This is a genomic window from Jezberella sp., from assembly GCF_964834465.1.
Window position 1 is genome coordinate 216,458 of the sequence record NZ_CBAZRM010000004.1, and the last position, 18,561, is coordinate 235,018.

The following is an 18,561-nucleotide window of genomic DNA, read 5'->3' on the forward strand; positions in this document are numbered from 1 at the left end:
ATGAAAAAAATGAACCAATCAATTTTCCCCAGCTATCTGGATCTAGAAAGCCCAGCACCCTGGAGCAATTTCGTTTCACAAGTTGAATCGATCAAGCACCATCTGGGCGATCTCGAGCGCTGGGTTGAAAGTTTATTGCACCCTAAACGGGTATTGATTGTTGATGTTCCCATTATTCGGGATGATGGCTCAGTCGCTCACTTCGAGGGTTACCGTGTACAACACAACATTTCGAGAGGTCCGGGTAAGGGTGGCGTTCGTTTTCACCAAGACGTCACGCTCAATGAGGTGATGGCTTTGAGTGGCTGGATGACGATCAAAAATGCAGCGGTTGGCCTACCATTCGGTGGGGCGAAAGGCGGTGTTCGGATAGATCCGCGTCAGTACAGTGCGGCCGAGATTGATCGAGTAACCCGCCGCTATACCAGTGAGATCAGTTTTCTGATTGGGCCTCAAAAAGATATCCCAGCACCGGATGTGGGTACCAACGAACATACCATGGCCATCATGATGGACACCTATTCACAAGGTGCTGGCCAGACGACCTCGGGGGTGGTCACGGGCAAGCCCGTCTCTTTGGGTGGGTCGCTTGGCCGTCGTGAGGCGACTGGCCGCGGGGTGTTTATTTGCGCACGAGAAGCGGCCAAGCGGGCGGGGGTGAGCATACAAGGCGCCCGGGTCGCCATTCAAGGCTTTGGCAACGTCGGCGCGATTAGCGCCAAAATGTTCTCAGAAGCGGGCGCAAAAGTAGTGGCTATCCAAGACCATGAGACCACGGTGTTCAATGCCCAAGGGATTAACGTTGCAGCGGCGCAGGCTTATTGCAATATGCATAAAAGCTTGGCTGGTTTTGAAGGTGCTACGCATATCAACGGGGCTGACTTCTGGCTGGTTGAGTCTGATTTCTTGATTCCCGCTGCCCTTGAATCCCAGATCACGGACGACAGAGCGAGAAACCTTAAAACCAAATTTGTCGTCGAAGGTGCCAATGGCCCGACCATACCGACGGCAGATCTTATCTTGCGCGACAGAAATATTATGGTGGTGCCCGATGTGCTGGCAAACGCTGGAGGCGTGACAGTTAGTTACTTTGAGTGGGTTCAGGATTTTTCGAGTTTCTTCTGGACAGAAGAAGAAATTAATGCGCGTCTTGAGAAAATCATGGTGGGCGCGTTTGATGCGGTTTATCGTCATTCACAACAGAAAATGCTCACCTTGCGTGAATCGACTTTTGTGATTGCGTGTATCCGTGTTCTCGATGCTCGTAATCAACGAGGCATTTACCCGTAAACTGAGTGTGCGAAAGCCTCGGGCGCATCTGAGGTTTTCTTAAACCTACCTCAGAGCGCCTCACCTTGTTCAATTTTGCTTTCGTTGATATAGAAACGACAGGGTCGCATTTCGAAAGAGATCGCATCACTGAAGTGGCAGTCAAAACGCTTCACCACAACCAAGACATTGAGACGTGGGATCAACTTCTGAATCCCGAGACGTCGATACCGGAGAACATTCAGCGATTAACCGGCATTTGTCCGAAAATGGTGCAGGATGCCCCCCGTTTTGACGAAATTGCTCACCAGTTGTACCAGGTGCTAGAAAATAAGATTTTTGTTGCCCACCATGCTCGGTTTGATTATGGGTTTCTCAAAGCCGCGTTTAAACGGGTCGATATTGATTTCAAACCTAAAGTACTCTGCACCGTCAAGCTGTCGCGACGGCTCTTTCCTGGTGAGTCAAGACACAACCTCGATACTTTGATAGAGAGGCATGGCCTTGAGGTCAGTGCGAGGCATCGCGCGCTGGGTGACGCAGATTTGCTGTTGCAATTTTGGCGCGTCTGCGAAGCGACATTTGGTCTCGAGCGACTGTTGGCAGAAGTCACCGATTTGTTGGGTTCTGCGAGTGTGCCGCCCAATATTGATAAAGCGCTAATTGACGCTATCCCAGATACGGCAGGGGTCTATACCTTCTACGCCGAAGGCGGTGCACCTCTATATATTGGCAAGAGTATTCACATGAGAACCCGTGTGATGAGTCATTTTCAAGCCGCGCTGACGAACCGTAAAGAGATGAAGCTGGCGCTTCAGGTGAGGGATATTGGCTGGATTGAAACCTCTGGTGAAGTCGGCGCCTTACTGCTTGAATCCACCATGATCAAACGGCATTTGCCCTTAATGAACATTAAACTCAGGCGCTCAAAGGATTTGTGTGCCTGGCAGATTCAAACAACGACAGCAGGCGCGTTGCATCTTGAATTAGTCAATCATGCTCGGCTTCTACCAGGCATTCAAGACAATCTTTACGGTGTGTTTAGCGGCAAGAGAGAAGCCAACTTGTGTTTACGTGCGCTGGCAAAAAAACATCATTTATGCGAAGCGGTGTTGGGCATTGAAAAAACCACCTCGGGCAAGCCCTGTTTTGGATTTCAACTGAAGGTCTGCCGTGGCGCCTGCGTCGGGGTTGAACCTATTGCAAGTCATAACCTCAGGGTAAAGGCTGCCTTTGAAGCATTAAAGATTCGTGTTTGGCCTTACTCAGGGCCAATTGCGATCAAAGAAAATGATTGTCTGCATGTCGTCCATCGCTGGTGCTATCTGGGGGTCGCTCGCGACGAAGAAGAATTGTTATCGCTCACACGCCGCGCAGAGGCGGATTTTGATGTTGATATTTACAAGATTTTGAAAAAAACGCTGAGTATGTTGCCGTCGAACCGATTACTCTTGATTGCCGATATTCAAGCGTCGTTGCAACGCGATTAGAGCACTGCTCTTAACTTTGGTTTTGATTTTGTCTTAAACGGCAAGCGATTGATCTCATCGATAAGCGCTGGGCTCATGTCTTTAGTAGGCAATAGCCCGGTTCGCTGATAGGCCAACTCGTCAACCCATTTAGTCAATTGCTGAACCGACAAATTCCCTGCCTGCACTTTGCTCAACATCAGTCGGGTGGCGGTAATCATCGCGTCGACTGAAATATCTTCTGATAAATGATCAGCGACGTGAGTGGGATTGAACAGATCCACCCCTTTGATTTCTTGCGATCCAAGGACGTAGGTCAGCAACACACCATCGTCCGCTGGTTTACGTGAGGCAGAGCGATTGTTCATGTCAATCCTTTTGCGTAAGCCGACGCTCATTCGTCAGACCAAATTCGCAGCAATTCAGCGGCTGTTGAGCCAAGCATGGTGCAAAGATACAAGACAAATTCGATGACAATGTTAACGATCGTAAACTGGATAAGGTATTTGCCTATGCCCCTACAAGTTGTGTTGTTAATTGATCCGTCTTTTAACGATTGTTAACAAATTGTCTCAATCAAAATCGGTACAGTGATTATCTCACGCAGGGAGTAATAATGGATAACAATGCTGAATCGATGAGCCAGCGGTTCAATTCCTTGACCGCGGAAGAGCAACAAGATCTTGCAAGCACGTTTTTGAAGCAACGAGACATCACCATGTTTTCGATGTGGTTTGAAAAACAAATGGAAAACAAGATGCAACTGATTGCGGCTGACACTCGCAAAGCCGTGAATACCTCTGCTTACTCGCTATAAAGACGCGCGTCTCAAGCTTGATGGTTGGGTAATCAGGCCTATCAAATTGAACAATGTTTCTTTGGCTAAGTGCGTTAGCATTTACCACTAAGCAAGAAACATCACATAAGTTGTTTGCGTCAAATCCCCGTTGCTGTTGTAATAATACTGTAGTCAGGCAGACGCACTCAGGCGTTTTCGGGTTGGATTTGGGGTAACGATTGAATATTGCGATTTTGGAAGATGATGCAACCTTGGCAAACGGTCTGCAAAAGCTTCTATCTGAAGCTGGTCATACCTCTCAGGTGTTTAAAGACGGCGATGCGCTACTCAGAATCTTAAGACGAGGTCTATTCGACCTCTATGTGCTGGACTGGAACGTTCCCAAGGCAACTGGCCTTGATGTGCTGATACACATCCGTCAGGCACTCAATATGACTGAGCCGGTGATATTTTTGACCAGTGTGACGTCTGAGCCAGAAATCGTCCATGTATTAAATAACGGCGCAGATGATTACTGCGTCAAACCGGTTCGGCTCAACGAATTCTTGGCGAGAATACATTCTGTTGACCGACGCGTTGCCAGAACCTCAGTTGAACCAACCGCGCTCAAAACCGTTTGTGGATACACCTTTGATACGGCTCGTTCGGTGGTCTCTTTCGACGGCACCGAGCTTGAGTTGCGCGATCGCGAGTTTGCGCTCGCCCAATTGCTGTTTTCTGAATTGAACCGACCCGTGCCGAGGCAAAAAATTTTAATGACGATCTGGGGGACAACCGCAGATGAGTTCTCGCGCACGCTCGATGTGCACATTGCACGAATTAGAAGGCATCTCAAGCTCGGGCCTGAAAATAAGCAGGTTCGCCTCTCATCAATCTATGGGTTCGGCTATAGGCTGATGCAAATTTTCCCTGACGAGTAACAATTTGTGTCGATTGTTAAACAGTTTTTGAAAGAATTCGGTGCAGTTAATCCGGTACTGTTGAGACGATGGTCATGGCTTCTCGTTGTGTCGTTAATGGTTGTGTCGCTGCTTGTCTCCTTCGGTGCTTTTAAAAATATCAGCAACGTTTTTTACGATTATGTTCAGCGACTGAGCGTTGAAGTCCCCGATAAAAATATTATTGTTGTCGGGATCGATGAAGGGACCATCAATGAGTTTGGTGGTTGGCCAATCCCTCGAAAGCATTATTCCGATTTTCTGCTGCGCCTTGACCAGACACGAAATTCGCCTCGTGCGATTGGACTTGACCTGCTGATGCTAGAGCCGACGCCAGATGACTCTTTAATCTGGTCAGTGCTTCAGAGCACCGGCACATTTGTTGCTACCCAGATGGTACCAGGGCGCCTAACAGGCGAGAAAATCCCTCAGACGTTGGCGATTGGGCCTCCGAGTGGTTCGCCGTTGATTGCCCATATTAATTTTTCAATTGACGACGACGGATTGATTCGTAGCGTTTACTTGTTCGACTCGGGCATTCCGCAGTTGGCCTTGTCCTTGTCGGGTAAAAGTGCGTCCTTTGATCCAAAAGAGACGAGCTTAAAGCGCTTCAAACTCGTCAATCCGCGTTTTGGTTTTACTACCATCTCTCTGGCTGATGCGTTGTCACCCAATTATCCCCTGTCGACCTTCAAAGATGCTTATGTTTTGGTTGGCGTCACTGCGCAGTCGCTAGTCGACCGCTATCCGTCGAGCAGTAGCGGGAAAAAGCAGGTTGATACCGCTCGGGTCATGTACAACGCGAGTGTGTTGAATGCCCTCCTGCACGATCACCTAATCGATGTTGCACCTTTATGGTTATTACTCGCTGTCTACGGCTTGATCCTTTGTGTGGTGATGCTCGGGTATTTATTCTTGTCGCCGTCAGTCAAGCTGTTTGTGACCCTATCGATTTTGATTGTATTTGCGCTTTTCAGCGGGCTGTTATTGCTGTTTGCCAAGTATTGGATTGATCCAACCCCCGTGCTGATCGCCATACCGCTTCTCAAGCTGGTCTGGTCTTGGACCCAAATGCAGACGATTGTTTCTTATGTGCAGCAAAAGACGTTGGATCTGCAAGTGCTCCAACCGTCCACTCGAACGGAAAAGTCTCGCAGCGGCACTTTCACGCAGACTGCCGGCATTTTAAATATAGCGATTCTCTCGGTTAAAAATCGCTTCAATAACTTAAAAGCAACGATTGATAACTTGCCAGAAGCCATGTTCATCATGGGGCCAGATCACCGAGTGGTTCTCCACAATGATAAGTTTAGCGGTTTATTTGCCGCTGGCATGTTGGATGCCCCAGCGCGACTGGATCATTTATTAATCAGCGCGGGATCGACCTTTGCTGAGCTTGAGGCCAAACTGCAGTCGAAGGCTGGCGATCAGTACCTCACGTTGACTGATCGAGAAGGCAAGCGCCATAAGTTTTTACCCAGCCGAGTCAATATGAGCTGGAACGAGCGCGACACGCTCTCTCTGATTATGTTGGTTGACGTAACCACGATTATTTCTTTGCAAGATCAGCGAGATCGAACGCTACAGTTGTTATCGCATGATATGCGCACGCCAGTCGCCGGTATTCTGATGCTATGCAGGGAGGCTAGCGTGGCGACAGATGCAAGTGACTGGGCAAACCGGATCGCGAAGCACGCCAGAAGAACGTTGTCAATGATGGATGATTTTATTCATTCAATCCGAGCCGAAGCAGACCACTACGAACAGAGCGAGCAATTTTTTGATTCTCTCATGGAGCAGTCTTTGCATGAGGTCCGGACATTGGCCAATGACAGGGGGATCATCTTTGACTTGAATCTCGAAGATTACCCATATTTAAAGTGCGACCCTCGATTAATTGAACGCGTACTCGTCAATCTCTTTGTCAACGCCGTGCGATATTCACGACCAAACTCAACTATCACGGTGAATGTTTCTATTGATCAAGCCATACCAGGATCGGCTCAACTGGTGTGCACCATACAAAATGTCATGAGTGTCGAAGGGTCTGATGGGCCGCATGAGATCGCCCACAAGGGTTTTGGACTCGGTCTGGCCTTTGTTCAACAAGTCGTCGCTCGGCATCATGGCACGTTTACTCAGGATTTTCAGGGAGTAAACGGTATCGCTAGCGTGACACTGCGCTTACCCTGCCTTCCGGCAGAAGCATAAAAATATTTTAGTTAGTAAGAAATATTTAACACTATTTAAGAATCTTCGATATATTATGTTTGCAACACGGGATGAAATGGGAGACTACGATGTTAATAAGATCTGTCCTTTGTTCGCTGCTTGCATCGTTTTGTTTGTGCTGCTGGTCCGCTCCGGTAGCAGTGATTGATTTGTCGTACAAAAATACCAACGGGGTTTTTGTTCAAACCAGTAAAGAAAACGCTTCGAATCCGCGCTTGTTTGACTATGTCAAAGGATTGTTTAGTCCTGACAGGCGAGATCACGGCAACTCGATGGGGGTCGTGATCAACAGTGTCAATCCGAATGCTGAGGTCATGAAAATCAAAATTAGTAACAGCATGAACGGTTTGATTGACGCGGTTGAATTTCTGACAGAGTTACCGGCAGAGATGCGCCCTCACATCGTCAATATGAGTATCGTGTCGACCATGCCGTGTACCACTAGATTGCAGCAAAAAATTGATGCAGGAATGAAAGAGGGCATGGTGTTTGTCGCGGCCATGGGTAACGATGGGCTCGATCAGGCGTTGACGCCTGCCTCATGCAAAGGCGTTGTGGCAGTGGGATCGTACCGGCACGGCACCACCATCCCCGCAGATTTCAGCAATCGCAGTCAAAAAGGGATCTATGTTGATATGGATCAGACCAATGTTCTGCCGCATTGGAGTCATTCATACGTCGGCACAAGCTACTCTGCCGCAGTCGTGTCCGGGGTGTTGTCGTTAGACGCACCTTCCAATGCATGGCTTGCCAGTGAGCACGCTGCTAGCCGAATTCAACAATATTTTCAGGGGGAAGTTGAAAAATCAAAAAAAATGGCAACCAAAAGTCGCCGAGAATTGAGTAAATAGCATTGGCTGAGTTTGGTCGCTAACCGCAATGACGAGTGCCGCAAATGAAGGTGGATAATAATGTTGAAGGCTGCATGGTGGCGAATACCGATTTACCTAGGACTCTCGTTTTGGTTGACGTTCGCTCATGCCATCTCGCCAGAGGCGTTCAAAGATGCGGTAACAGGTCAGTTTGCTGGCACTGCGCTGGCTCGTGATTTTGACGAAATCATCAAGTCGGCCATCGTCACTACTATCGGAGACGGTTCGCGCAAAGTAATCGTTTTCGTCGATCCCTATTGCCAATACTGTGCCAAATTAGAAAAAAACTTTTCGTATGTGGGTAATGTAACGGTTTATACCGTCATGTTCCCACTGGATCCAACGCAAGCGAAAGCAAGAAACGCGATTGACTATATTTGGTGTGCGAGTGATGCAGATGCAACCATGCGCTCATGGTTTGGGCAAAAGACAAAACGCGTCGTTCGAGAGGTGCAGGGCTGTCATGCACCCATCGATTTAATGAATGCCGTCGCTGCATCGCTTAAGATCACAGCGACCCCTGCCATTGTGTTTAGCCACGGTGGTATCAAACTTGGGGCGCTTTCGCCTTATAACCTCGAAGATAGTCTGGGAAATTAACAGGGTCAGGGGTCGGTGGGATTAATATCGTTTAATGTAGTTTAAAAATAGTTTCTCAGCCGCCTCATCATCGATACCCAAACTCGCGTGCTTGAGGAACAACTCATTTGACACGATTTCGTACAGCCTAACGACCGTGAGCTGCGCTTCTTCACTCCATTTTTTTTCGTCGTGCCAGTCTTCTGCACTCGGCGTAATCGTCGTCATCATTGGATCATTTTGCATCCGATCAAATGCTTGATTGATACCGTCTTTTAACGTGCGCTTAGTGATGAAATCAACAGGTTTGAAAAAGCCACCCCAGATATAGATTTGAATCAGTGGTACGTCCAAATACGTGGCGAATTTCTTTACCGTGGACTCTTCGGCTTTTACGATTCGACGAAGCCCGTTTTTGATGGCAATAATATAGCTGTACGGTACGTCAATTTCATGCGCCAATTCTTCAATAGAATGGCCGTTTTCATCCATCTTCGCAGCCAAGCGCTTTAGAAACATCGCCTGTTCTTTGGCAGTATCAATGGGCGTTTTTTTTGATCGGCCACTGCCCGCGGGTGCAAGCGTGCCATCCTTGCCTTCAGGCATTTTTGGATTGTCGTAAAAGCTCACATCATCCATTTTGATGATCTCGCAGGCGATTGAAGTTTAGTGTAGTTCACAGTGTTGTTGTCGAGCGAATAATAATGAAGTGCTGGTGAAAGGCACACACAATTATGGCGATAAATATCTTGAACATTCATAAGAATCATTAAATAGTCAGAAACTCTGTGTTTCTCAGCTCAACGCCATGCGCGTACCGCGAGATTGGACGACTTCTGTTAACGTTGCCTAATTGATGATCAATTCATCAATTCATCAATTAATCAATCAATCAATCGATCAATCAACGAAATGGCTGCAAATTTTATTTTCTCGCTCATCCCGCTGACGACGGCCGAGGATTCAGCCCACGTTGTCGAGCCGAAGATCAAGCTAGAAAAACGAGTCCGTCAGGGGGGCACCGGGCCTGAGTGGTTTTCAGAAGCCTGCCAAGAGATCAACGCCATCTGCACCGAGATCGGATTAAGCGGGCTCGAACTCAGTCGTGAATTGAGCGAGTTTGACAATAATCCTATCACTCGGGAGTCATTGCAGTCTTACAAACAAGGTTACGTCTTGGGTCAAGATGGGTATATGATCTTGCTGGCGCGTCTTCGGTCTCTTCTCGTCGTGCGCCGCCGAAAATATGGCCGCTTGATGCGTGCCTCTGCCGTTGAAATTATTGATGATTGGATGTTGTTGCTCGGGATCGATATGAATGATCCTAAACGATCGCCCTGGAAAGCGTTTTCTGAACGCGTGGGCAGCGTGCGTCGAAATAATCGATTCATTAAGATAGATCACAGCACGATCTATCGTTGGTATCGAAGCAATAAAAAACCTGCTTCGATGAATGATTTGATCTGGTACGATGAGGTGGTGAATGCCGCCAGTCGGCAATCGTCTTGACCAACGTATGCGGTCGGATCGTCCGGCCTTAAAAGCAAGGCCCTATTTCATCCGTTTCTACCACACCACTCAAATAACCAACAGCAGGGTGGTTCTTCGCAATACACATTTTCATTTGTTCTTCACTGCGAACCGACAAGATTTTGGACTGTGTCGTTCCATCAGAGGCCGCTAATTCATTCAACGTCGACGAATCTCCGTCTACTTCACGCATTGCGCTTTCGGTCAGTTTGCTGTTTTCGATATAGCAAGCCGAGAGCGGTTTTGAACCCATCAACACCGTGCCGCCAGAATAAATTTGAAATAAATCCATCAAGGCTATCTCAATCGTGGTTGACTCGCTCAGATCAAATGACATCGTGTCTTTCGACTTGGGGGCGCCAACTGGTGCTGATCGAGAACAGGTCCAAATGGGATCTTCGGCGTGAGCCGGCACCACAGCCGCCATAGCAGCGACGCAGACAATCGCCCGCCAAAGGTGAGCGATACATAAGACAGATGTTGATCGGTTAAACCACATTAACGTAGACTCTTAAGATCTGCTACCAGGCTCGCTGGCGAACACTGTGGACAAGCCTCTACCATCGGGGCCGGGCGCTGCACATTTTTAATTTCTGCAAACCAGTCTCTGGGCGTTTTTTCAGGGTGATACGAAAGCCACAAGGAAATATATCCAGCGACAATTGGAGACGCATAGCTGGTCCCGACCGCCGTTTCTTTGACGACGGGATTTTCGCCCCCACCGGGGTTGGGGTCAAAACTCGCAACACGGATTTTATTGATGGCCCAGCTGGTTTCTTGTTTCAGTTTTGCACCCCCACCTGGGGCATAAATGGTAGTGCGACTGTCCAGCGCAGAATGTCTCTCGACTCGATTGTCGGCACTGATGGATCCTACAGAAATAACCCCTCGACAGTTCGCGGGTTCGCCCAATGGCTTATTGAAATTGTTGCCACCCGCCGCGACAATGAAAATGTTTTTGTCCGATAGCCGGTCGATCGCTTGTTGTAATGGGGGAGAACAATCGAGATTGGTCCCACTGATGCTGATGTTGATGATTCGGGCGGGGTTAGGGTTAACCGGCAGATTGCCAACCTTAAAACCCACAGCCCAATACATCGCATCAATCAAATCGCTGACATTCATGCCACAAACACCAAATACTCGAATGGGTAGAATTTTTGCCTTTGGGTTCACCCCTTGCATGCCACCTTTGCCATTGGCGGCAATTAAACTAGAGACCTCGGTACCGTGTGTCCGAAAAGACGAAGACACCAAACGGCCACCACATTTTGCCTCTCGCTCGTCAGGTGCGAAATTGGCAGACCGATGTTGCCTAGTATTGAGGCTCGATGAAACCATGTCGTACCCGTCGAGTACCACGCCATCGAGGCTAGGGTGCGACGTGATCACGCCGCTGTCGATCACGGCGACGACAATCTGATGTGGACCTGGCGCTGTTTGATAAGTGCCAATGGCGGCAGGGGCAACCAAATCTTTCTTCACGTCACCGAGATGCCATCCCGCGCGATCCGAGGCCATTGCCAATATCGGCAACGCGCCCAGTAACCCCAGCAATAAGTGCAGCAACCATTGACCGCCGAATGTTTGAATTGAAGTTCGTGTCATCACTCGGTGGATCCATCCAGCGTTTTATAAAACCAAGAATCTAGATTGTTTTGCAACTTGCTTGCCGCCGCCGCCGGGGTAAGGGTTTCGTTCAATATTTCGGCGTCAATGTCCCAAAGCATTTTTTCAACAGACTCCGGCCCACGTTCAAGGAATTGACTGTTTAGCCTGATGGTTGATTTACACGTCTTTCTCCACCCCAACATTTCGTTGACGAGCACGTTGTCAGCGACAACTGGAAAACTTGATAAGGGATAGAATCCAGTCAGCGATTTTGCGAAAAGATTGGCAAACTCTCGAGAGGACAACCAATTCAAGAAGATGATGGCATCCGCTTGATTTGGGCTGTTTGCATTGATCCCAAGCCCCGCATCTAAATGGTTGGTCACATAGCACTGATCGTCGGCGTTAACGACAGGATAGTGAAATACACCGATATCTTTAATGCCCGCGTTCTCAAAAAAACTGATATCCCAAGACCCGGCTGGCAAGATTGCCGCGCGGCCAGTCAGAAATAGCCTGCGCGCTTGATCATAGGACAATTTATTTCGATTGAGTGGCATGTAACCATCTAGCCGCGACATACTCTTCCAGGTGTCGACGAACGCCGAATCAGTGAATTTGAGGTCACCTTTTAACAGCGCTTTTCGTCCCACTTCGCCACGCCAGTGGTTAGGCCCCACCTCGGCCATTAGCACTTGACTGCTTTCCCATTTGTCTTTGGTTCCAAACGCAATAGGCACCACTTTGTCCGATTTTTTTAGTGTCTCAAGCACACCAAAAAGTTCTGCTTCTGTTTGGGGGATAGTCAGTTTTAACTGATTGAATATTTGTTTGTTGTAAAAAAAACCTGTACCAACGACGGCAAGTGGTTGGCAAAATATGGCGGCACCATCATCTGTCGACCAAGCGGCTTTCGCTAATGCTCGGTAACTGTTGAGCGAAATGATTTTGCTGAGTTCGAGTAAATATCCGGCGCTAAAAAGTTCAAGTGAGGCATCAAAAGGGCGGCAGGTAATCAGATCCCCAGCTGTTTTGCTTTTTAGCTTGGTTTTGACGGTTTCGTCATATTCAACGTTCTTGCTAGGTAAGAACGTGATGTGTATGTTGGGATGTGATTTTTCAAAAACGGGGAGGATTTTGGTGTTCCAGATTTTTGCGTCGTCTGTGCGCCAACTTTCAATGGTCAGAGAACCTGCGTGCGCCGTTTCACCAATGAAGGTGAACCCAACATACAAGCCCAAGCAGGCCAAAATCCGCAGCAGTGGTTGCCGCACATTAAGGCTATCGCCTGACCGTACTTTCTGGGCAGATAGCCAAAACATGATTTTTACAGGTTTCCAGTGAGCTCGAGTGAAAGGGCTGGGTGCTTTTGAATAATAACCACAGTGATCCACTGCATTTGTTAAGCATTGTTAACTGAGCTCATCTATTTTTTAGCAAATAGATCCTTCTACCAGTGGCAAATCAAATTTCACCCAAGCTTGCTGGTTAGCGTCTGTATCAAAATGACGGGCAATTGTCCCTTGATGTCTTCGGATCACCTGATCGACAAACGTCAAGCCCAATCCAAAACCCCGCTCGATATCAGTTGGGCGTTCATCATCAGCGAGTGGACCGCCAATCTGATTTTGCACCAAACAAACAACACGCTTTTCAAGGTCTGCTTGCGGTGCGACCGTGATGTTAATCTCGATAGCAGTACCAGCTTTACCGTAGCGAATGGCATTCACCAACAAGTTGATGACCGCGCGTTCCATTAAGCGATTGTCGATCAGTACAAATAGAGGATCATCACCATGATTGACCACGATATCCATGGCTTTGTCTTTTGCTAAGTCACTCACTTGGTGTATGGCACCATCAAGGAGGTTGTCAAGCAGCGTTGCCTGCAATTTGTATTGATTCTCATCTGCTCTGATAGAGAGGATGAAATCATCCATCATGGATAACAAGCGTTTGACATGAAAGCCAATGCGACTGCTTGCATCGGTGCCTGCTCCATCGTCATGACCGAGCTGTTTGAGACTGCGTGCAATCGTAGTGATCGAGGCGACTGGTGTGCGCATGTCGTGAGATAGCAATTGCAACGTACGATCGCGTTGCTGTTGGTAGGTCAGCAGTTCGGTGACATCTACGAAAAGTAATAGATATAGCCTGGTCGCATCATCCAACATGTAATCAACACGTTGCAAAAAGTAGCGTTTGTCGGTTTGTCGAGCATCGCGGATCAATAGGTATTTGTCGTTTCCCTGAGCGGTTAGTGCGTGCTCCATCGCTTGAGAACTCACTTGCCAGCTGGCGAGCAGGTCATCGAATCGATTGAAGGACGGAAGCACTTTGTCATAGAACTGTTCGCGAAATCTATCGTTTACCAAGAGAATATCGTTGGCTTGATTTAGAACCAACATTGCCTCAGGCAATTTGCTGATGATTTTGCCAAAGTTCTCTATCCTGTTTCGCGCGGTATGGATGGCCGAATCCAAAATATCCGAATACTCCAGGATTGCGTCTTGGGTAAAGCTGAAACGACGACTTTTCTGCGAGTAGATATCCATACGCTGCAAATCGCGCGTTCGAGAGACAATAAAAGAGGCGATCATTCGCATCCGCCGCCAAGCCCACGTGAGTTTGGTAACGATAATGACTACCATCACCGGCATGGGGTCGAACCAGTAATCACACTCCGTTAACGCGACGAAACTTGAAGCAACGGCTAGCGCGATTACTGCCAAGGTCACAAACATCTCTGCCGTTGGGCTCAGCATCAGAATGCCGAGTAAGACCGCCACGAGTGCTAGAGCACTGATCGCAAAGATCGACGTTTTTGTGGCCATCATGATCAAGTGATGCTCTAACAGATCTTCAAGCAAACTTGCTTGAAACCAGACGCCTGGCGTGCCTGTCTTTTGCTGCCCTGAGTAAATCGACGGAAAATGATCCCCCAAGCTCGGGGCTGTCGCACCAATTAAGACATATTTGTCTTTAAAGATAGATAAGGGGTAACCGGGTTGAATCACGTCCGATAGTGAAATTGTCGGAAACCCATCTTCTGGGTTTCTCAAGGTAAAGCGACGGTATGGGGTCTTTTCAAAGCTCGAACTAACCGGCAACTGACCCGACAAGGCCAGCGCCAGGTGTGGGACACCCGCCTCGGTCATGGTAGCACCTCTGATGACCCCATCTTTATCAAAGGTTACGTTGATCTGTGCGATTTGGGAGGCCGCAGACGATAAATAGGAGGGGGGAGCGTTGGCCTCGACCAGCCCGGTCTCTGGATTAAATCGAATCTCTGCGGGCAGAACAACTTTGTGGCGGGCGAGTTGATCACCAAACGGTTTGTCTGCTGCTGTCGGGTCAATGAATAAAACGTCGAACCCAATGGCTTTAGGATAATTGCCCGTATCGGCAAGATTTTTTAAGAATGATCCATACACTTGTCGGTTAATCGGCCAGCCAAGTTCTGCAATACTTCTGTCATCAATGGTGACAATGATGATTTGATTGCTCGGTGCTTTGCTTTTTAACGTGTTGACTCGATCGTAGAAAATGTTTCCTAGGGGGAACTCGGTCGCAAACACGATAATGGCTAACAGCGCAATGGCTGCCAAAGATAATCTCAGCCATTCATTTAAGTATCTCTTATGGTCTTTGCTGAGTGCCGCAAAATTGAGTAAGTAACTGCCAGGCTTGATCAGCGAAGGCATTGTCGTGCTTACCGATTAACGACAACAAGCTCGAACTCACCCTTTTGCTGTGCGCCTGGGCTGTCACCCGCTTTGTAGTCGATTTCCCACTGGTAGCGACCCGCGGGAAGCCCCGTCACGATGGCTTCGACAATCTTTGCAGACGGTTTCACCTCGTTGAGGATTTGCTGACCATTTTGACCAATGCGATCGAGAGAAAGTCTAACGTCACGCATGCCATGCAAGTCAAACACCACATCACAGCGCAACGGTTCAGCGCCTGTTTTGCTAAGACAAACGCCATACTTGCGAGCGTCGCCACTCAGGCCGCTGGCCGTCTTGCCCGTCCATTCGAGAAACGTCGCCTTGGTTTTGAGGTCTTGAGCAAGAAACTGAGGCTGATTAAAGGCCTCGGCAGGCTCGTTGCTGCTGACATTGGCGCTGGCCGTTTTGCTCAGCAAATACTTTCTCGCATTAGTCACTTTACCAAAGACCAACAACAGCCAGTTAGGTTGTTGCTGCGTCTGAGCCGTTAGGAAGGGGACTGGTCCCGGCAAGTCTTCCACGTCGCCGGCTCGCCCTGCCTTGGCGATTGCGACACCGCGCTGTGCTGACACTGGGGCGCTGGTCTTGTCTTGGGCCCCTCTTGCGGCGACTAGACCGCTGCTCACCTCAACTTGGCCTGCGCCTGAGTCTTGATCATAGCCCACACGAAACTCAGTACCTCTAACACCCGCAACGGATGTGGGTGTACGCACTTCAAAGCCACCGTCATTGGGGGCACGTTTCGTGATTTTCAGCTCCATGCGACCATCGAGTAAGTCGAGTTTTACCTCTGGCGTCTTTTGTAACGCATTGATACGCAACGTGGTGATTTTAATCGTCCCGCCCGATGGCATGCGCACGACTGACTGGTCATTGAACTTCAAATTCATTTCACACATGGGCGGCACGTTCACCACATCGTCTGGCGACACGATGGAACCCACCACCAATGGCTTCCCTGTGTTGAGCAAAGTAATCGGGCTGTCGCACCGAAGGTACGAAATTAACGCTGTTGTGTTGTCATAACGCAACAAACGTCGGGGAATCGACAGTTTTTGGTCGACGCGCAGTCGATTGCTGGAAACATCTGGATTCAACTCAAGCAGTTCTGTGACGACTTCAGTGCTGGTCAGGTACTTCTGTGCAATCGTATTGAGCGTGTCGCCCGATTGAATCGCATAGGTCAGCGGTAACTCAGGATTGGGCTCAGTTTGCGCAAAGCTAATCCCCATCAGGCCTAGTAGTAATGCAAGCACCATTGAAAGGACTGTCTTGAATCGCATGTTGAAAGGAGGCTCGGTCTTAATGTGCGTCTTCAGAGAAGACTTGCATTAAGCGATAGCCGTAACCGTAAATTGCAGTCAATCTGACGGTAGTGCTGCCAGCGCCAATATTGAGTTTGCGTCTGATCCAAGCAATGTGGACATCAAGCGTTCGTGATATCTCGTCATCACTGCGCCCCCAAACCTCAAGTAGCAGCCTTGTTCTTGCGATTTGTCTATCGAGGTTTTCAAAAAGACACTTAGCCAGCGTGAATTCTTTTTCAGTCAGGACGACAGACCCTTGAGGCGTATCGATCTGATTGTTGCTGCTGTGAAAGGTGAAGCCAGCAATCACTTTCGTTTTACTGGTGTCTGAAGACTGCATCGCTGTCCGGCGGTGTAAGGCATTTACCCGAGCATTAAATTCATTGAGTCTCACTGGTTTGATGCAGTAATCATCGGCCCCAGCAGATAGGGCCGCAATGATCGATTCCTCGGTGTCCGTACTCGTCAGAAAAATAATTGGCTCAGTACGCTTTAGGTTATCGCGAAGATGCCGTAATACTTCATAACCGTTTTTCTTAGGGACTTTCCAATCCAGAACAAACATATCGAAGGTATCGCGCAGCACGTGTTTGAGAAGATCCTCGCCGTCATAGAAGACCCTCACTGAGTGGCCGGCTTGTTCAAGGCAGCTCTTGACCTCTTCGGCCAGCGTTACTTCGTCTTCCAGTATGGCGATATGCATGTTTGGTAGCAGTTAGTTGTTGCTTTTTTTGGACAGTTGCAAATGAACACCCAGTTTAGTTTATGTGGTCGCAGATATCCAATGCTTCTCAAAAACCGTCGGTCTCTTGACAAATTGAACGATAGTTTGTAGCCCAATTGGCGAATATCCAAATTTTGACTCATTCTTTAAACTGAAAGTGTTAAGAATTGTTAGATAACTCACTGATTCATTTATTTATTTCTAATTTGAACACCTTCGCGATTTTGACACTCAACCTTTATTTTCTTCTTTTTTTAAAAACATTACTTAGCGGTTTTGGCTGGTTTAAGTCCTGTCTAGGCCGAGCGTATCAAATTTGGCTTAGATGCAGGTTGAATAAATTTGAGCAAACGATTAAATGAATTCCAATCTATTCAAAGTCATTTTTTCTAAGACACGCAACTTCTTCGTGGTGGTGCGGGAAGATGGCTCATGCGTTTCTGGATCGGGGCGCCGTCGATCAATTAGCAAGAACGGAATGCAAGCGTTTGCAAAAACAGCGGTGATGGGATTGACGGCGACGCTAGCGTTGGTTTTAAATGCTTGGGCAGCAGGCCCTGCGGTCAACGCATTGCCCACGGGCGCCGCCGTGGCGCAGGGTAAGGTAACGGTGAGCCAGTCTGGCAACACCATGACGTTGAACCAGACGACCGACAAGGCCGTTGTTAACTTTCAAAGCTTTGACATTGGCTCAAGCGCCAAGGTCAACATCGTTCAGCCGAGCAGCACCAGCGTGCAACTGGATCGGGTGACGGGCAATAACCCCAGCCAGATCATGGGCCAGCTGACCTCGAACGGTCAGGTGGTGCTGGTTAACCCGAATGGCATTATCGTCGGTAAAGACGGCAGCGTGAGCGCGAGCGCGTTTACGGCCTCGACCTTGGGGATCAGCGACGCTGATTTCATGGCGGGCAATTACAACTACAAGGGCAATGGGTCGAACGGCGCGGTGGTGAATCACGGCCGCATCAAGACTAAAGAGGGTAACTACGTCGCGCTGTTGGGCGCCAGTGTCACCAACGATGGCAAGATCATCGCGCCGAATGGGGCCGCCTATTTGGGTGCCGCCAACTCGATTTCGGTGCCCGTGAGCAGCAGTGGCAAGATCAAGTTAGAAGTCAGTGCTGACGCGTTGAATGCATCGATCACCAATACCAGCAATGGGGTGATCAAGGCGGCTGGCGGTCAGGTGTACATCCAGGCAGGTGCCTTGAACGATGCGGCAGCGATTTCGGTCTCTGGCAGCATCGACGTGTCAGGCAAGCAGGGCGGCAATGTGACGATTCTGGCCGATGCTGGTCAGATTGCGGTAGCAGGCAGTATCAAAGCGAATAGTAGCGATGCCAGCAACGCGGGTGGCAACATCGTGATTGGTCGTGATACCTCGACAGGCGTCTTAGCCGCTAACACGGATGTGAGTGGTGCGAAGCTTGAGGCCGTGGGTGGTTTTATTGAAACCTCGGCCCACGTGGTGAAGTCTGACGGGGTGAGCGTGAAGGCCAA

The 18,561-nt window shown here is 48.8% G+C and carries 17 protein-coding genes; 9 read left to right on the forward strand and 8 right to left on the reverse strand.

Annotated elements, in window-relative coordinates; all coding sequences use genetic code 11:
* Together AC1W8Y_RS04725 and AC1W8Y_RS04730 are read left to right on the forward strand one after the other, a co-directional pair.
* Window positions 1-1,290 (forward strand): Glu/Leu/Phe/Val family dehydrogenase, encoded by a 1,290-nt coding sequence (locus tag AC1W8Y_RS04725; protein WP_482013309.1) that lies wholly within the window; start codon window positions 1-3, stop codon window positions 1,288-1,290.
* A 65-nt stretch (window positions 1,291-1,355) separates the two neighbouring features.
* The gene (locus tag AC1W8Y_RS04730) at window positions 1,356-2,759 is read left to right on the forward strand and encodes an exonuclease domain-containing protein (protein ID WP_482013310.1); all 1,404 of its coding nucleotides are present in this window, start codon (window positions 1,356-1,358) and stop codon (window positions 2,757-2,759) included.
* Here AC1W8Y_RS04730 and AC1W8Y_RS04735 read toward each other — a convergent pair.
* Window positions 2,756-3,106 (reverse strand): hypothetical protein, encoded by a 351-nt coding sequence (locus AC1W8Y_RS04735; protein ID WP_482013311.1) that lies wholly within the window; start codon window positions 3,104-3,106, stop codon window positions 2,756-2,758. The genes AC1W8Y_RS04730 and AC1W8Y_RS04735 overlap by 4 nt on opposite strands.
* Window positions 3,107-3,354: 248 nt before the next feature.
* Here AC1W8Y_RS04735 and AC1W8Y_RS04740 point away from each other — a divergent pair, with 248 nt between their 5' ends.
* From AC1W8Y_RS04740 to AC1W8Y_RS04760, 5 genes are all read left to right on the forward strand, one after another.
* On the forward strand, window positions 3,355-3,555 hold the full coding sequence (locus AC1W8Y_RS04740; RefSeq protein WP_482013312.1) for a hypothetical protein: 201 nt from the start codon (window positions 3,355-3,357) through the stop codon (window positions 3,553-3,555).
* A gap of 200 nt (window positions 3,556-3,755) precedes the next feature.
* A complete protein-coding gene (locus AC1W8Y_RS04745) occupies window positions 3,756-4,457 on the forward strand; it encodes a response regulator transcription factor (protein ID WP_482013313.1) in 702 nt (233 codons plus the stop codon).
* 6 nt (window positions 4,458-4,463) lie between these two features.
* Window positions 4,464-6,686, forward strand: coding sequence for a CHASE2 domain-containing protein (locus AC1W8Y_RS04750; RefSeq protein WP_482013314.1), 2,223 nt, complete (start codon window positions 4,464-4,466; stop codon window positions 6,684-6,686).
* Between the two features lie 170 nt (window positions 6,687-6,856).
* Window positions 6,857-7,558, forward strand: a complete 702-nt coding sequence (locus AC1W8Y_RS04755; RefSeq protein WP_482013315.1) for a S8 family serine peptidase — start codon at window positions 6,857-6,859, stop codon at window positions 7,556-7,558.
* 60 nt (window positions 7,559-7,618) lie between these two features.
* The gene (locus tag AC1W8Y_RS04760) at window positions 7,619-8,179 is read left to right on the forward strand and encodes a DsbC family protein (protein ID WP_482013316.1); all 561 of its coding nucleotides are present in this window, start codon (window positions 7,619-7,621) and stop codon (window positions 8,177-8,179) included.
* A 21-nt stretch (window positions 8,180-8,200) separates the two neighbouring features.
* Here the strand turns inward: AC1W8Y_RS04760 and AC1W8Y_RS04765 are convergent, their stop codons facing one another.
* The gene (locus AC1W8Y_RS04765) at window positions 8,201-8,797 is read right to left on the reverse strand and encodes a helix-turn-helix domain-containing protein (protein ID WP_482013317.1); all 597 of its coding nucleotides are present in this window, start codon (window positions 8,795-8,797) and stop codon (window positions 8,201-8,203) included.
* A gap of 273 nt (window positions 8,798-9,070) precedes the next feature.
* Here AC1W8Y_RS04765 and AC1W8Y_RS04770 point away from each other — a divergent pair, with 273 nt between their 5' ends.
* Window positions 9,071-9,667 (forward strand): hypothetical protein, encoded by a 597-nt coding sequence (locus tag AC1W8Y_RS04770; protein WP_482013318.1) that lies wholly within the window; start codon window positions 9,071-9,073, stop codon window positions 9,665-9,667.
* A 28-nt stretch (window positions 9,668-9,695) separates the two neighbouring features.
* Here the strand turns inward: AC1W8Y_RS04770 and AC1W8Y_RS04775 are convergent, their stop codons facing one another.
* The 6 genes from AC1W8Y_RS04775 to AC1W8Y_RS04800 all read right to left on the reverse strand — a co-directional run bounded on the left by AC1W8Y_RS04775 (window position 9,696) and on the right by AC1W8Y_RS04800 (window position 17,037).
* Window positions 9,696-10,025, reverse strand: a complete 330-nt coding sequence (locus AC1W8Y_RS04775; protein WP_482013319.1) for a hypothetical protein — start codon at window positions 10,023-10,025, stop codon at window positions 9,696-9,698.
* A 161-nt stretch (window positions 10,026-10,186) separates the two neighbouring features.
* Window positions 10,187-11,296 carry a S8 family serine peptidase gene (locus AC1W8Y_RS04780; RefSeq protein WP_482013320.1) on the reverse strand — a complete coding sequence of 370 codons (1,110 nt, stop codon included), beginning with the start codon at window positions 11,294-11,296 and terminating at the stop codon, window positions 10,187-10,189.
* Window positions 11,296-12,621: an ABC transporter substrate-binding protein gene (locus AC1W8Y_RS04785; RefSeq protein ID WP_482013321.1), complete on the reverse strand. Its 1,326-nt coding sequence runs from the start codon at window positions 12,619-12,621 to the stop codon at window positions 11,296-11,298. Before AC1W8Y_RS04785 ends, AC1W8Y_RS04780 begins: the two co-directional genes overlap by 1 nt.
* A 111-nt stretch (window positions 12,622-12,732) precedes the next feature.
* Window positions 12,733-15,003 carry a CHASE2 domain-containing protein gene (locus AC1W8Y_RS04790; RefSeq protein WP_482013322.1) on the reverse strand — a complete coding sequence of 757 codons (2,271 nt, stop codon included), beginning with the start codon at window positions 15,001-15,003 and terminating at the stop codon, window positions 12,733-12,735.
* Between the two features lie 8 nt (window positions 15,004-15,011).
* Window positions 15,012-16,310 carry a FecR domain-containing protein gene (locus tag AC1W8Y_RS04795; RefSeq protein WP_482013323.1) on the reverse strand — a complete coding sequence of 433 codons (1,299 nt, stop codon included), beginning with the start codon at window positions 16,308-16,310 and terminating at the stop codon, window positions 15,012-15,014.
* Window positions 16,311-16,329: 19 nt separating this feature from the next.
* Window positions 16,330-17,037 (reverse strand): response regulator transcription factor, encoded by a 708-nt coding sequence (locus tag AC1W8Y_RS04800; RefSeq protein WP_482013324.1) that lies wholly within the window; start codon window positions 17,035-17,037, stop codon window positions 16,330-16,332.
* A 379-nt stretch (window positions 17,038-17,416) separates the two neighbouring features.
* On the opposite strand from AC1W8Y_RS04800, the gene AC1W8Y_RS04805 reads away from it, so the two are divergent.
* Window positions 17,417-18,561: two-partner secretion domain-containing protein (locus tag AC1W8Y_RS04805; protein ID WP_482013325.1), on the forward strand; the 1,145-nt coding region annotated here is incomplete at its 3' end.

Coding starts and splice junctions, on each gene's coding strand:
- AC1W8Y_RS04725 (WP_482013309.1), top strand. CDS start 1: ATGAAAAAAATGAACCAATCAATTTTCCCCAGCTATCTGGATCTAGAA.
- AC1W8Y_RS04735 (WP_482013311.1), bottom strand. CDS start 3,106: ATGAACAATCGCTCTGCCTCACGTAAACCAGCGGACGATGGTGTGTTG.
- AC1W8Y_RS04740 (WP_482013312.1), top strand. CDS start 3,355: ATGGATAACAATGCTGAATCGATGAGCCAGCGGTTCAATTCCTTGACC.
- AC1W8Y_RS04760 (WP_482013316.1), top strand. CDS start 7,619: ATGTTGAAGGCTGCATGGTGGCGAATACCGATTTACCTAGGACTCTCG.
- AC1W8Y_RS04765 (WP_482013317.1), bottom strand. CDS start 8,797: ATGGATGATGTGAGCTTTTACGACAATCCAAAAATGCCTGAAGGCAAG.
- AC1W8Y_RS04770 (WP_482013318.1), top strand. CDS start 9,071: ATGGCTGCAAATTTTATTTTCTCGCTCATCCCGCTGACGACGGCCGAG.
- AC1W8Y_RS04775 (WP_482013319.1), bottom strand. CDS start 10,025: ATGTCATTTGATCTGAGCGAGTCAACCACGATTGAGATAGCCTTGATG.
- AC1W8Y_RS04780 (WP_482013320.1), bottom strand. CDS start 11,296: ATGACACGAACTTCAATTCAAACATTCGGCGGTCAATGGTTGCTGCAC.
- AC1W8Y_RS04785 (WP_482013321.1), bottom strand. CDS start 12,621: ATGTTTTGGCTATCTGCCCAGAAAGTACGGTCAGGCGATAGCCTTAAT.
- AC1W8Y_RS04790 (WP_482013322.1), bottom strand. CDS start 15,003: ATGCCTTCGCTGATCAAGCCTGGCAGTTACTTACTCAATTTTGCGGCA.
- AC1W8Y_RS04795 (WP_482013323.1), bottom strand. CDS start 16,310: ATGCGATTCAAGACAGTCCTTTCAATGGTGCTTGCATTACTACTAGGC.
- AC1W8Y_RS04800 (WP_482013324.1), bottom strand. CDS start 17,037: ATGCATATCGCCATACTGGAAGACGAAGTAACGCTGGCCGAAGAGGTC.